Raw genomic sequence first — 13,561 nt, 5'->3', positions numbered from 1 at the left:
AGCCATGAGCAATAAACCCCACCGTGATACCATTTTTGTAGAAGAGGCCGAGATTCTTACCCATGAAGCCTATCAAGGTGATCAATTCATACTGCGTCTCCTCGCCCCTCAGTGCGCCGCCCAGGCAAAACCGGGAAGTTTCGCCCATATTCAGTGTGCGCCGTTAAAACCACTGCGGCGCCCCATTTCAATCATGCGAGTCTCTGTCGATTTGGGCTGGGTGGATTTTCTTTACAAGGCAGTAGGAAAAGGCACTCGTCTGCTCTCACAACGCAAACTAGGTGAGACTATCAGCATCATGGGGCCCATAGGCAAGCCGTTCGAGCTTCATGCCGAGCGGCCGCGACCGCTTCTGATTGGCGGTGGCGTGGGCATGCCACCAGTGCTGTTTGTTGCTGAATCCCTGTCTGAAAACCCCGATTACAAACCTTTTGTCATCCTCGGGTCAGAAGTTCCTTTTCCGTTCAAACCCATCCCATCAAAAATCCTTATCCCGGGCATACCCGATGGTATCATCGCCTCCATGCCGCTGCTCGATGATTGGGAGATTCCAAGCCGCCTTGCCACTCTTCAGGGATTTGCCGGTTGTTATGAGGGATATGTTACAGATCTGGCACGTCAGTGGCTGAATGCACTGGATGATGAAAGCCTGCACCAGGTGGAGATATTTTCCTGTGGCCCTCACCCAATGCTGGAGACTGTGGCCAGCCTAGCAGCCGAATACAATCTCCCCTGCCAGATCTCTCTGGAGGAGTTCATGGCGTGCGGTGTCGGTGGATGTGCCGGCTGCGTGGTGGAAGTGGAAACCAAGTCAGGCCTAGCAATGAAGCGTGTCTGTGTCGATGGCCCGGTGTTTGATGCCAAACAGGTATTTCCTAGCTGAACCCGTCAACAGGCTACTTCATTACAGCTCATCATCGCCCAACAGCGAGACCGAGCCCATCTGGGCAGAGAACTTATCAACCCGGCCGGCACCCAGCTTGATCATCAGACGCACCTCATTGGCGGAATCAGCGTGTAGGATGGCATCCTCATAGGTGATCTCTCCAGCCTCATAGAGATCATAAAGCCCTTGATCAAAGGTCATCATTCCCTGCTCTGTGGAGCGCTTCATCAACTCTTTCAGTTTATACACTTCACCCTTACCGATTAGATCAGCCGCCAAGGGTGTATTGATAAGTATCTCCACCACGGGTCGTCGACTCTTCCCATCCGGTCTGCGCACTAACTGTTGCGCCACGATCGCCCGAAGGTTCAGCGAGAGATCCATAAAAATCTGGTTCCGTCTGTCTTCAGGGAAAAAATTAATAATCCGGTCCAGTGCCTGATTGGCATTATTGGCGTGCAGCGTGGAGAGGCAGAGGTGTCCTGTTTCGGCAAAAATAATCGCCTGTTCCATAGTCTCGCGAGTTCTGATCTCACCGATGAGAACAACATCCGGGGCCTGACGCAGAGTATTCTTCAGAGCAATTTCATAAGACTCCGTATCTATTCCAACCTCGCGCTGGGTGACGATACAACCTTCATGGTCATGAATAAATTCCACCGGATCCTCAATCGATACGATATGACCACTGCTGTTTCGATTGCGGTATCCCACCAGAGCAGCCAGAGAAGCGGACTTACCCGTTCCGGTAGCGCCCACAATGATCACTAGTCCGCGCCGGGCCATTGCCAAATCTTTCAGCACCGGTGGCAATAATAGCTCGTCTATTCCAGGTATTCTATTCTCGATTCGGCGTAACACCATGCCGGCGGAGCCCCTTTGGACAAACGCACTGACACGGAATCTTCCAATACCTTTGGCGCCGATGGCGAAGTTGCACTCATTAGGTCTGGGCAAAATCCTCACGCTGCGCGGGCGACATAAGACCTGTCACCAACTCTTTCGACTGCTCGCCAGAGAGCGCTACTTTTGCCACTGGCGTAACACGTCCATTAACTTTAATGCTGGGCGGCGTAGCCGCAGTGATGAAAAGATCTGACGCTTGCTTCTGAACCATCAGTGTCAGCAATGTATCGAAATCAACGCTCATCCTAGCTCTACCTCCCGAAGGCCCATTCAACGGAATCATTGAAGAAACCCAAAATATCTGGTTTCAGTACACTGAAAAATCAGACAAATATCCCTTTGTTCATCGCTTTGCTACGAGCATCCAGACGGCTTATCATACCCCTCTTCACCAGATCCTGCAGGTGCTGATCAAGAGTCTGCATTCCGTGAGCCTGCCCTGTCTGGATCGCGGAATACATCTGTGCCACCTTGTCTTCACGGATCAGATTGCGGATAGCCGGGGTACCCACCATGACCTCCCAGGCTGCCGTTCTGCCGCCACCTACCTTTTTCAGCAACGTCTGGGCAATAACGGCACGTAGCGACTCCGCCAGCATGGAACGGATCATCGATTTTTCCGCTGCAGGGAAAGCGTCAATGATACGGTCGATGGTTTTCGCTGCGGAACTGGTATGCAGGGTACCAAAAACAACATGCCCCGTTTCTGCTGCAGTCATTGCCAGCCGGATAGTTTCCAGATCGCGCATTTCACCTACCAGAATAACATCCGGGTCTTCGCGGAGTGCAGAACGAAGTGCCTCGGCAAAACCTAGAGTATCCCGGTGTACTTCGCGCTGACTGATCAGACATTTCTTACTGGTATGCACGAATTCGATAGGATCTTCAATCGTCAGAATGTGAGCGTAGTCATTATCGTTCTTGTAATCCACCATGGCCGCAAGAGTGGTGGACTTACCAGAGCCGGTAGGCCCGGTTACCAGAACCAGCCCTCTAGGAACATCGACAATCTCTTTGAACCCCTCAGGGCAGCCTAACTCCTCCAGCGTCAGTACCTTGGAGGGAATGGTCCGGAACACCGCCGATGCACCACGATCCTGATTGAAGGCATTAACACGGAAACGCGCAAGGCCGCGAATTTCGAATGAGAAGTCGGCCTCGAGGAACTCCTCGTAATCCTTGCGCTGCCTGTCATTCATAATATCGTAGACCAGCGCATGCACATCTTTATGTTCAAGCGCCAGCACATTGACCCGGCGTATATCACCATCCACGCGGATCATTGGCGGCAAGCCTGCCGAAAGGTGTAGATCCGAAGCATTGTGCTTAACGCTGAATGCGAGAAGTTCAGCAATATCCATACAACTCATCCCCTTTAGAGTGGGATCCAAACTATCCGGTTCGGACACACCACGTTAATCCCCATGCCTGAACGGCTCTTTGGTAAAGAAGCTAACATGTTTTTGCCTTGGCTTTGATCTGCCTATTTTCCTCTCGTGTATTACGTTGCTTGGGTACTGGAACGATAACGGCATCTACAATCTGTCCCTTGCGAACACTGAAGCCCGCCGCATCAATCTGGGTCAATAGCTTTGAAAAGAGCTTATCAACAAGGCCCCGTTCTTTCAGGCACCCATGATACGCCCAAACCGTTTTGGTATCGGATACCTTATCCTCCGGGCCCAGCCCAAGAAAGCAACAAAAGCCATAACGATCCCGCATTTGGAACTCTGTCTGATCATCAGACAGATCGAACATCAATACCGCATCGTAAGGTGGGCGCCCACCTTTACTGGGATCACTATTTTTATAAACTGAGCCCTGCAATACCCGAAAAGCCTTCCAATCTACGGTCCTTTCCAGCCTTGGCAGCGGGTCTCCCAGTTGCTCACGGAGTTCAAGTCGGTCTTGATGATCAAAAAAACTCGGTTGCAGGGCTTTTATCAATGGTTGGTTGAATTGGTTACTATTACCGCTGATTATGGAAGGTCTTTAGAGGCTCCCTTAAAATTCGACTCTCCCCAAAATCAGCTGCTCCCGCCAATGGCGACCGTAGTTTAGTTTAGCACTTTAAAAATATCTCCAGCCGAACATAACCACCGTAAAGCCATCAAACAGTACCGCTAACAGCGCCATAATTCCATTAACTACTGTACACTTATCAATAGTATAGTCGAGCAGGCATTCAAGCATTATGAGCTCTATCAAATCAAACCTTGAACGGGTCAGAAATCAGATCAGCCGCACATCAAAGCGATTCAACCGGCCGGCAGATTCAGTAAAACTGCTTGCTGTTAGTAAGACTCGGCCGGCAGCGGATATTCTTGAGGCGCTGGATGCAGGACAGAGGCTGTTTGGTGAGAGTTATCTCCAGGAGGCACTGGATAAAATAGCCAAGCTGACCGGAAGCGGCGCTGAATGGCACTTCATTGGCAGAATTCAAAGTAACAAAACCCGCTCTATTGCTGAAAATTTCGATTGGGTTCACAGTGTTGTAAAATTAAAACATGCAAAACGGCTGAATGATCAGCGCCCCGGCCATCTGCCGCCATTGAACATCTGCCTGCAGATAATGATCGATAATGAGGCGACCAAGGCGGGAATGGCTTCTGGGCAGGCCAAAGAACTGATTGAACAAATTGATGAATTACCACATCTGAAACTACGCGGTCTGATGTCATTACCAGCAGCGACGGATAACTTTGAAGCACAGCGCATACCATTCCAGAAGCTGCGCCAGTTGCGCGACCAACTGGCCACAACCACTACTCCCCTTGATATACTCTCCATGGGCATGTCATCGGACCTGGAAGCGGCTATTGCGGAGGGCGCCTCTATTGTTCGTGTGGGAACCGCCATTTTTGGGCCGCGAAACTAGTAGGTAACAAACCCATAATTTAAGGAAAACAACTTGAATCAAAATAATTCAGCACAGCTCTCCGACATGAGTAGCAAAAATATCGCTTTCATCGGTGGAGGCAATATGGCCGCCAGCCTGATCGGCGGACTGGTGGCCGATGGCTATAATCCAAAGCGAATCATCGCCAGTGATCCTGACGGCGAAAAACTGGCCAGCCTGGCAGCCCGATTCGGCGTCATTACAGTGGCAGACAATGAAGAGGCCGTCAGCCAGGCCGATGTTGTTGTCATTGCAGTGAAACCGCAAATCGCCGAACAGGTGGCCCGAAACCTGGCCAGCGCAGCTCAATCGAAACAGCCATTGATCGTCTCCATCGTGGCAGGTGTACGTGAAAGTGACCTGCAAATCTGGCTGGGGGGCGACTTGGCACTGATCCGCACCATGCCCAATACGCCAGCAATGATCCAGGCAGGGGCATCTGTGCTTCACGCGGGACCTGGCGTATCCAGTGATCAGAAAAATCTGGCAGAATCAATCCTCCGCGCTGTTGGACTCACCCTCTGGGTAGATAATGAGGAGAAGATGGATGCGGTTACCGCTCTCTCCGGAAGCGGTCCCGCCTATCTGTTTCTGGTCATGGAGTCTATGGAGCAGGCAGGTATCGAGCTGGGACTACCTGCCGAGAGTGCCCGCCTGTTAACACTGCAGACCGCCCTGGGTGCGGCCAGGATGGCCATGGAGAGCAGTGATGGTCCCGCCACTCTACGCAAAAAAGTCACATCCCCAGGCGGTACAACCGAGGCCGCCCTCGCCATTATGGAGCAGGGAGGAGTGCGCAGGCTCTTTACCCAGGCACTGACCGGTGCCAGAGACAGATCCATTGAGCTGTCAAAACTGCTGGGGAATCACTGATGGGAAGTAACTACCTGGCTAACCCACTGGTTTTTCTGATCCAGATACTGTTTGGCGCTTATACCCTGATCGTGATGCTGCGTTTCATACTGCAGCTGGTCAAGGCTGATTTCTACAACCCGGTCTCCCAATTTGTCGTCAAAGTCACCACCCCGCTGCTGCGTCCCCTGCGACGCATCATTCCCAGCATGGGAGGGATGGATGTCGCATCCATCGCACTGATGTGGCTGGTGAAATCGGTGGAGCTGATGTTTATCCTGCTACTAAAAAGCACCGGAGCATCATCGCTCCTCGCCGCCTTTGTCTGGTCGATCCTGGAACTGGTTGAACAAGCCATTGACCTGTTCCTGTTTGCCATTCTTATACAGGTGATTCTGAGCTGGGTCAGCCCTGGAGGATACAACCCGGTGGTTAATTTGATCTACAGCATAACCGACCCCCTGCTGAGGCCCGCCCGCAGGATAATTCCGCCTATTGCCGGTCTTGACCTCTCCCCCATGGCCGTAGTGATTGGACTGGTGCTGCTCAAAATGCTGCTTCTGCCCCCCCTGCAACTGCTGTTTGCCACCCCTTTTCGATGAGTGAGCTGGTTTCGTTGGGATGGCAGTGATCTGCTGCTCAATCTCCGGGTCCGGTCCAGGGGCAGGCAGGCAGGCAGGCAGGGATAAGTTTATTGCCTCCTACGGCGACCGGTTCAAAGTGCGCATCACCGCCCCGCCAGTGGATGGAAAGGCCAATGCCCATCTAAATTGCTTCCTCGCCAAGGCGTTTGGTGTCGGTCGCAATGACGTCACTCTGGTGAAGGACAGCAGCACAAAAAGCAAGGGATTCCGCATCCATAAACCACAAAAATTTCCGAAATCACTGGCATTTGCAGTGACCGGGGAGAGGACTGGATAGACTGCCATCTCCCGATAGCCAGGCACATTCGATTGAAAGAATTTGTGCTCTAATTCAAATAACTAGGGTTTAGGGAACCTCTAAAAATCCGACAAAGGCCAACAGTCTCTAACAAATCCGGAGAGCCCGGTATCTTCACGCTCATTTTTCTGGCAACATCCATACTCATACTTCGCTTCATCCGGTCAGCCACACCAATCGACGCATGTTGCACACCAAATTCATCATGCCCATCTTCACACCGGCCCAGACTTATCCGATGCTACGCATTAGTCAATTGGCCTGCTGGACAAACACGCGCTCAACTCGAGCCCGAACTCTTGATCGTTTTCGGTTTGCCTCTTGCTCCCGTTCATTCAAAGAGCGTTTGCGTATCGACTTGCGATGAATATGACTGCCGTAAGCAGAATCGGCTCAGACGCTTCTATCACTGTTGTTCTCATCCAGCAGTTCCTCGAAGACCTCGCTATCGTGAACTTCTGCGGATGTGATGGTGTACTTGCGAATGACCTTGTGCTTCCGGTCTGTGCTGATGTGGTTTTTGTACCTATAGTGGGTTTTGCCATGCTTCATAGTCCAGCGTGCTGCAACATTCTTCTGGCGGCGTTTGTTATCACTCCACGCCTCAGGGCTATCCCCGGCTTTGATCTGCCTATTTTCCTCTCGCGTATTACGTTGCCTGGGTAAAGGCCCCACTCTTTCAGGCACTCACGATATATCCAAACCGTTCTGGCATCGGATACCTTACCCTCCGGGCTCAGCCCAAGAAAACGATAAAAGCTATAGCGATCCCGTATTTGTAGCTCTGTTTGATCATCGGACAGATTGAACAAATACTGTAGAACCAATGCTTTAAACATCAGTACCGCATCGTAAAGAGTTCAAGTCGGTCTTGATGATCAAGAAAACTCAGTTGCATGGTTTTTATCAACGGTTGGTTGAGTTGGTTACTATTATCGCTGATTTGGGGAGATTTTTAGAGGTTCCCTTTAGAGTTTCAGGAAGATAAAATCCGAAGACTGCATAAAAAGCTTAACATGGTAGCGGCTTCGAGCGCTGCCGCGCCTTCAGAAGAGAAATAGATCTTCTGGAGGCCGCTATGAACGCAACAGGATACGGTAATATCCCCCGCAAACTGTTCCATTGAATAACATTGTTGTGCAAAGCGCTACCCTTAAGACCTGCCGGCACCTTCATTGAGTTACCTATTGGCTCGATGCTTACCCCTACGGATTTTGTTACTGATGCCTATTTGATGCTGGATATGCGAAACCATTGGACCAGCTACTACAAATGGTTACAAAATGGCAGATGGTCATGGTTGACCATTAGCACGGTCATTTGTTTCGACTCATACTGAGAGTAGTGAGAACCAACATGGGTATGAGAATCAATATGCGTAAACCGCTTCGAGCAGATGCGCAATGATATGCAGATCGTAGTAAGTAGTAAAATGCAGTCACGTAAATTGATTCGCGATATCTACCGGCGATTCCAGAGTAATCACGGGCTTATCCATGGTTCAGCCGAAAATGTTCTCTGGTCATGCGCTACCGCGTGGCGCCGAAGCTACTCTATCAGGAAGCGGGAAAGTCCGGTAACCACAATGGCATGGCAGAAGAACACTTTGTGTGTGAGACGCTTTTTTGCAGCTATGGTAGGCTAGATGCGAGCGCTTTGTCCCCTACCAGTGTCCGGCATGATGCCAACGTCTGGCTGAAAGCCACACCGGAACGCCATTGCCAAACATACTGACTATCCTTCGTAATATTCATATAGATACGCTGAATAGTAACCTGCAATTCGGAGAGCGGGAGAGGACCAGACTCCGATTGGTCAACAGCAGTATGGCTGTCATAATACAAACTGGAGTAGAGAGAACATGCGAATCCACCATCTTCTGATGGGCCTGTTGATGCTGACCGGCCCTCTCATCGCCACTGCGGAAAACAGCACTCATGTCCCTGACTATACGATTCACCATAACGCCTTTCCCAGCACCATACTAACCCCGGAGATCGCCAGCAATTACAAAATCATCCGCAGCAAATACCGTGGCCTGCTGAATGTCAGCGTGATTAAAGATATCTCCGGTACAACCGGAGAAGCGGTGACCGCAAATATCAAGGCCAAAACCAGAGACCTAGTAGGCAGAATTCAGGCCATCGACCTGCGTGAAATCCGTGAAGGAAAGGCTATTTATTACGTTGGCGAGTTCACTATTGTCGACGGTGAAACCCTGGACTTCACCCTGGAGGTGACGCCTGCAGGCATGGAACGTCCGATTAAAGCACAGCTTAAGCAACAGTTCTTCATCGACTAGAGCCTGCATCCTCATTGACTGACGTTCTCCCCTTCAAAAGAATCGGCTTAGCCAACACCATTAAGAGCAATACACTGCGCCGGCATGGCCATCATAAATGGAAGCTGGTGAAACAAAACCCCATTTGCTGTCAAATAGGGAAAACTGGTCACCGCAAACCGCTACGGCCAATGTGGCACAACGCGCAACTGGGCACGCTGATTGTTCAAGATTTTTGGACAATCCAGCCCGGGTCTGAAACAATGTCTCGCCGTTAAATTATCATAAACAACAACCCCCTTTTATCCTTATGCTATTGGACATTGCCGCCATTCTCACCGGATTCACCCTATTGATATGGGGTGCTGACCGTTTCGTTACCGGCGCTTCTGCGGTTGCCAGCAACCTGGGCATCTCCCCTATGTTGATCGGACTTACGATTGTAGGCTTGGGAACCTCCGCACCTGAGATACTGGTCTCTGCCATGGCATCCTTCCAGGGCAATCCGGGCTTGGCTATCGGTAACGCATTGGGATCGAATATCGCCAATGTCGGCCTGATTCTTGGCATTACCGCACTGGTTGCCCCGCTAAGCGTTCATTCTGACACCCTGAAGCGGGAGTATCCCATGCTGTTGGCGGTCTGCCTAATCACCCTGCTGCTGATGCTCGATGGCGCACTCAGCCGGATTGACGGAGGCATTTTGCTGATTGGTCTGGCCACCATTATTTACGGCATGGTCCGCATCGCAGTAAGAGACCGGAACTCTGACCCTCTAGAGTCAGAGTTCAAAACCGAAATGCCGGAAACCATGCCTACCCGCAAGGCCCTGCTCAATCTCTTTCTGGGTCTAATAGTCCTGCTGGTAAGCTCCAAGCTTCTGACCTGGGGTGCCGTCAATATAGCCACCACTTTCGGTATCAGCGATCTAGTTATCGGGTTGACCATTATAGCTCTCGGAACCAGTCTTCCGGAGCTTGCCGCCAGCATCATCAGCGCACTGAAAAATGAGCACGACATTGCCATCGGCAACATCATCGGCTCCAACATGTACAATCTGCTGGCAGTGCTGGCAGTACCAGGACTGATTGCACCTGGCAGTTTTGACCCATTGGCACTGACCCGGGATATGCCCGTGATGATCGCTCTCACCCTGGCAATGTATATCATGGGATACGGATTCAAAGGCCCAGGCAGGATCAACCGATTTGAGGGCACCCTGTTACTGCTTGCCTTTATTGGTTATCAAACCGCGCTGTTCTTAAACAGCCAGGACAAAACCACTCCGGAACCAACGGCCCAATACACTATTTCCAACGACCCCCACGTATGAAAAAACAAACCATGCCCTCAGCAGCAGAAGCTGAAAAACTACAGGCCCTGGGGCTTGCCGTCATCAATAATGAGGCGGCAGCGATCAAGGCTCTTGGCAGCAGAATCAATGGTGACTTTGCCCAAGCTTGCGGCCATATGCTGGCGTGTGAAGGCCGCATTGTGGTCATTGGCATGGGCAAATCAGGCCATATCGGCAGCAAGATTTCCGCTACTCTGGCCAGCACAGGCAGCCCCGCATTCTTTGTTCATCCCGGCGAAGCAAGCCACGGCGACCTGGGGATGATCACAGATAAGGATGTTGTACTTGCACTCTCCAACTCCGGCGAAACTGCGGAACTGCTAACTATTCTGCCAATCATAAAACGCCAAGGCATACCGCTGATTGCCATGACGGGTAAACCCAACTCCAACCTGGCCCGGGAAGCGGATGTCCACATCGACGTGAGCGTGGAACAGGAAGCTTGCCCGCTAAACCTGACGCCCACTTCCAGCACGACGGCGGCCCTGGCAATGGGTGATGCTCTCGCCATCGCCCTGCTGGAGGCCAGAGGATTCACTGAACTGGATTTTGCCCGCTCCCATCCCGGTGGCAGCCTCGGTCGCCGCCTGCTATTACACATCAGCGACATCATGATCTCCGGCGATCAGATTCCAGTCATTAGCGAAGAGGCCTGGCTAACTGATGCCCTGGTGGAGATGACCAACAAAGGCCTCGGCATGACTGCCGTGGTGAATCAGCAGCGGCGGCTCACAGGTATCTATACAGACGGCGATCTGCGCCGCACCTTGGACCGGGAGCTAAACATCCACAAATGCAAAGTAGCCGATGTCATGACGCACGGCTGCAAAACTGCCAATGCAGAACTGCTGGCTGCGGAAGGACTCCAGATCATGGAGGAAAACAAAATCAATGCATTACTTGTTGTCGATAGCGATCAGCGCTTGGTCGGGGCACTCAATATGCACCACCTGTTAAGAGCAGGTGTGGTATAAAAAGCATCTGCATAGTGTTGTTGATAAGTTGCGGGGCAAGCAGTCAATTTTAAGGAGATCTCCATGCAGGACATAATGGAAAAAGCCGCACAAATCCGGCTGATCATTTTCGATGTTGACGGGGTACTCACCGATGGCAGGCTCTATCTTGGAGATGACGGCCAGGAGTACAAAGCGTTCAACTCAAAAGATGGGCACGGCATGAAGATGCTGCGTGAAAGCGGCGTGGAAATCGGCATTATTACCGGCCGCAACTCAAATATCGTAGAGATGAGAATGAAGAGCCTGGGCATCCAGCATGTTTACCAGGGAAAACACGACAAGCTACCGGCTTTCGGAGAGCTGAAGGCCAAGCTGAAGCTAAAAAATGAGCAGATCGCCTATGTTGGTGATGATGTGGTGGACCTGCCGGTCATGTGCAAGACCGGACTTGCCATCGCTGTTCAGGATGCTCATCATATGGTTAAACAGCACGCCCACTGGCACACCCCATCGGCTGGGGGGCAGGGTGCTGCCCGGGAGGCTTGCGAGCTGCTAATGGAGGCCCAAGGCAACCTGAAGCGCATGACGGAGCAATATCTCCAGTGAACTACCCACTAATTGGACAAACCGTCTGATGGAGAGAAAAGACCTCATTATAGGAAGTGTACTTCTGATGCTGGCTGGAACCAGTTGGTGGCTGGCGGAAAGCACCGGCAGTAAAAAGCCTGACGATCAGGCCGGTGAACACACGCCGGATTACTTCCTGGAGGGGTTTACTGGGGTCAAGATGGACACAACCGGAAAACCAGAGCAGAAACTGGTGGCACAGCGTATGACCCACTACCCCGATGACGACAGCACAGAACTGAAACAGCCGCGACTAACCCTATACGATGAGGCTCGTCCCCCATGGAGAGTTCGTTCAGAGACGGGATGGATATCCAGCGATGGCGAGGTATGGCTGTTACAGGGTGTTGTCAATATAGATCGCAGTGCAGCCCCAGGCATACGCCCCACTCATATCGTCACACGTGACCTTCGGGTTCAACCCAGGGATAATTACCTGGAGAGTGATGCTAAAGTCCATATGCACAGCGAAAATAACCGCTTGGACGCAAAAGGAATTCGGATCTGGTACAGCAAGCCTGTACGCATCAAACTACTTGCGAACGTAAGAGGATACTATGAAGGAAAACTGTAAAGCCTACCGTCGGCTCGCTATCGCTCTGTTGTTGAGCCTTCCACCCCTGGCTTCAGCCTTGCAAACGGATAAAGATCAGGCCACTTACATAGAAGCTGAAAGCGTGGATATCGACGATCGCAAGGGCATCAGTATCTACAAGGGGCATGTAGAACTCACCCAGGGTTCAATACGCCTTAACGCTGCCAAAATCGTCGTTACCCAGAAACAGAACCGCTCAGACCACATAGTCGCCGTAGGAAGACCGGTCACTTTCCAGCAGAAAACGGATGGCAACAAAGGGATGGTAAAGGGCCGCTCCAGCAAGGTTGAATACAGCGTCGACAGTGAAATTATCCATATGATCGGCAAGGCGATTCTTGTTCAGGGAAAAGACACCTTCAAAAGCGACCGTATCACCTATGACCGGGCCAAGGCGATTGTCAAAGCCGGCGCCAGCGCCAAGGGCAAGCGTGTGCACGTCACAATCGGCGGAAAAAGCAGCAAAAAATGACTGTTCTAGCAGCATCCAAACTGACCAAGCACTACCGCAAACGGACCGTGGTTGATGGAATTTCACTGGAGCTTTCCAGCGGCGAGATCGTTGGCCTGCTAGGTCCCAATGGCGCAGGAAAAACCACCTGTTTTTATATGATTGCAGGGCTTATTCCCCCGGAAGGAGGAAGCATTACCATCGACGGCCACGATATCACCACCCTTCCCATGCATGCTCGTGCACGCCTGGGATTGGGATATCTGGCTCAGGAACCCTCGGTATTTCGCAAACTGAGTGTAAAAAATAACATTTTGGCAATTCTTGAGACCAGAAAAGATCTCAACCGGGAACAGCAGATAGAGGCATGTGAAGCACTTTTGCTCGACTTCAGCCTCACTCGCCTGCGGGAAAATCTCGCCATGAGCCTCTCTGGCGGAGAGCGGCGCAGACTGGAAATAGCCCGCTCACTGGCCGTCGAACCCCGTTTCATCCTGCTGGATGAGCCATTTGCTGGCATCGACCCTATTTCGGTTAAAGACATTCAGAATATCATTAAGGAGCTGTCAGCAAGGAACATCGGCGTTTTGATCACCGATCACAATGTACGCGAGACCCTGGATATCTGCCAGCGTGCCTATATTATCAACGAAGGAAGGGTTCTCACCGAAGGGAAGCCGGACAAAATCCTGGCCAACCAGGATGTTCGCTCTGTCTATCTTGGTGAGGAGTTCAGTTTATGATAAAGATGCAACCCCTTCCCTTGTCAATTCATTAACCCAAAGCAAGAAAACAGAAAAGAGGCTTTTATG

Annotated in this window: 15 protein-coding genes and 4 pseudogenes; 14 read left to right on the top strand and 5 right to left on the bottom strand. The window is 51.4% G+C overall.

Annotation, left to right across the window (positions count from 1 at the left end; all coding sequences use genetic code 11):
• Nucleotides 1-4 precede the first annotated feature (4 nt).
• Complete coding sequence (locus MN084_RS02335; RefSeq protein ID WP_241084995.1) at nucleotides 5-883, top strand: dihydroorotate dehydrogenase electron transfer subunit; 879 nt, start codon at nucleotides 5-7, stop codon at nucleotides 881-883.
• Between the two features lie 21 nt (nucleotides 884-904).
• On the opposite strand, the pseudogene MN084_RS02330 reads toward MN084_RS02335, so the two are convergent.
• From MN084_RS02330 to MN084_RS02320, 3 genes and pseudogenes are all read right to left on the bottom strand, one after another.
• Nucleotides 905-2,036: pseudogene (locus MN084_RS02330) on the bottom strand (PilT/PilU family type 4a pilus ATPase).
• A 79-nt stretch (nucleotides 2,037-2,115) separates the two neighbouring features.
• Nucleotides 2,116-3,153: a type IV pilus twitching motility protein PilT gene (locus tag MN084_RS02325; RefSeq protein ID WP_241084996.1), complete on the bottom strand. Its 1,038-nt coding sequence runs from the start codon at nucleotides 3,151-3,153 to the stop codon at nucleotides 2,116-2,118.
• A gap of 91 nt (nucleotides 3,154-3,244) precedes the next feature.
• Complete coding sequence (locus MN084_RS02320) at nucleotides 3,245-3,739, bottom strand: transposase (RefSeq protein WP_241084997.1); 495 nt, start codon at nucleotides 3,737-3,739, stop codon at nucleotides 3,245-3,247.
• A gap of 247 nt (nucleotides 3,740-3,986) precedes the next feature.
• Between MN084_RS02320 and MN084_RS02315 the strand changes: the two genes are divergently transcribed.
• The 4 genes and pseudogenes from MN084_RS02315 to MN084_RS02300 all read left to right on the top strand — a co-directional run bounded on the left by MN084_RS02315 (nucleotide 3,987) and on the right by MN084_RS02300 (nucleotide 6,464).
• Nucleotides 3,987-4,670 carry a YggS family pyridoxal phosphate-dependent enzyme gene (locus MN084_RS02315; protein WP_241084998.1) on the top strand — a complete coding sequence of 228 codons (684 nt, stop codon included), beginning with the start codon at nucleotides 3,987-3,989 and terminating at the stop codon, nucleotides 4,668-4,670.
• A gap of 33 nt (nucleotides 4,671-4,703) precedes the next feature.
• Nucleotides 4,704-5,564, top strand: coding sequence for a pyrroline-5-carboxylate reductase (gene proC / locus MN084_RS02310; protein WP_320416328.1), 861 nt, complete (start codon nucleotides 4,704-4,706; stop codon nucleotides 5,562-5,564).
• Nucleotides 5,564-6,145, top strand: coding sequence for a YggT family protein (locus MN084_RS02305; protein ID WP_241084999.1), 582 nt, complete (start codon nucleotides 5,564-5,566; stop codon nucleotides 6,143-6,145). The genes proC and MN084_RS02305 overlap by 1 nt, the downstream gene beginning before the upstream one ends.
• Nucleotides 6,146-6,464 (top strand): annotated as a pseudogene (locus MN084_RS02300) (DUF167 family protein).
• A gap of 414 nt (nucleotides 6,465-6,878) precedes the next feature.
• On the opposite strand, the gene MN084_RS02295 reads toward MN084_RS02300, so the two are convergent.
• Nucleotides 6,879-7,172 carry a transposase gene (locus MN084_RS02295; RefSeq protein WP_241085001.1) on the bottom strand — a complete coding sequence of 98 codons (294 nt, stop codon included), beginning with the start codon at nucleotides 7,170-7,172 and terminating at the stop codon, nucleotides 6,879-6,881.
• A 47-nt stretch (nucleotides 7,173-7,219) separates the two neighbouring features.
• Nucleotides 7,220-7,324: pseudogene (locus tag MN084_RS19125) on the bottom strand (transposase); the annotation flags it as partial.
• A 287-nt stretch (nucleotides 7,325-7,611) separates the two neighbouring features.
• Between MN084_RS19125 and MN084_RS19120 the strand changes: the two are divergent.
• The 9 genes and pseudogenes from MN084_RS19120 to lptB form a co-directional block, all read left to right on the top strand.
• Nucleotides 7,612-7,797, top strand: a pseudogene (locus MN084_RS19120) (IS701 family transposase); the annotation flags it as partial.
• A gap of 224 nt (nucleotides 7,798-8,021) precedes the next feature.
• Entirely contained in the window at nucleotides 8,022-8,219 is a 198-nt protein-coding gene (locus tag MN084_RS02290; RefSeq protein ID WP_241085002.1) for a hypothetical protein, read from the top strand.
• A 127-nt stretch (nucleotides 8,220-8,346) separates the two neighbouring features.
• Entirely contained in the window at nucleotides 8,347-8,787 is a 441-nt protein-coding gene (locus MN084_RS02285; protein ID WP_241085003.1) for a DUF4426 domain-containing protein, read from the top strand.
• A 289-nt stretch (nucleotides 8,788-9,076) separates the two neighbouring features.
• Nucleotides 9,077-10,099 carry a calcium/sodium antiporter gene (locus MN084_RS02280; RefSeq protein WP_241085004.1) on the top strand — a complete coding sequence of 341 codons (1,023 nt, stop codon included), beginning with the start codon at nucleotides 9,077-9,079 and terminating at the stop codon, nucleotides 10,097-10,099.
• The gene (locus MN084_RS02275) at nucleotides 10,096-11,094 is read left to right on the top strand and encodes a KpsF/GutQ family sugar-phosphate isomerase (RefSeq protein WP_330178294.1); all 999 of its coding nucleotides are present in this window, start codon (nucleotides 10,096-10,098) and stop codon (nucleotides 11,092-11,094) included. The genes MN084_RS02280 and MN084_RS02275 overlap by 4 nt, the downstream gene beginning before the upstream one ends.
• A 63-nt stretch (nucleotides 11,095-11,157) precedes the next feature.
• Nucleotides 11,158-11,682 (top strand): 3-deoxy-manno-octulosonate-8-phosphatase KdsC, encoded by a 525-nt coding sequence (gene kdsC, locus MN084_RS02270; RefSeq protein ID WP_241085006.1) that lies wholly within the window; start codon nucleotides 11,158-11,160, stop codon nucleotides 11,680-11,682.
• A gap of 28 nt (nucleotides 11,683-11,710) precedes the next feature.
• Nucleotides 11,711-12,277, top strand: a complete 567-nt coding sequence (lptC, locus tag MN084_RS02265; protein WP_330178293.1) for an LPS export ABC transporter periplasmic protein LptC — start codon at nucleotides 11,711-11,713, stop codon at nucleotides 12,275-12,277.
• Nucleotides 12,261-12,770, top strand: coding sequence for a lipopolysaccharide transport periplasmic protein LptA (lptA, locus tag MN084_RS02260; protein WP_241085008.1), 510 nt, complete (start codon nucleotides 12,261-12,263; stop codon nucleotides 12,768-12,770). The genes lptC and lptA overlap by 17 nt, the downstream gene beginning before the upstream one ends.
• On the top strand, nucleotides 12,767-13,492 hold the full coding sequence (lptB, locus tag MN084_RS02255) for an LPS export ABC transporter ATP-binding protein (protein WP_241085009.1): 726 nt from the start codon (nucleotides 12,767-12,769) through the stop codon (nucleotides 13,490-13,492). The genes lptA and lptB overlap by 4 nt, the downstream gene beginning before the upstream one ends.
• The last annotated feature ends 69 nt before the right edge of the window (nucleotides 13,493-13,561 follow it).

The organism is Candidatus Vondammii sp. HM_W22, from assembly GCF_022530855.2.
GTDB lineage: Bacteria > Pseudomonadota > Gammaproteobacteria > Chromatiales > Chromatiaceae > Vondammii.
Note: the sequence above shows the minus strand (reverse complement) of the source record. Positions and strands in the feature narration are given on the sequence as shown.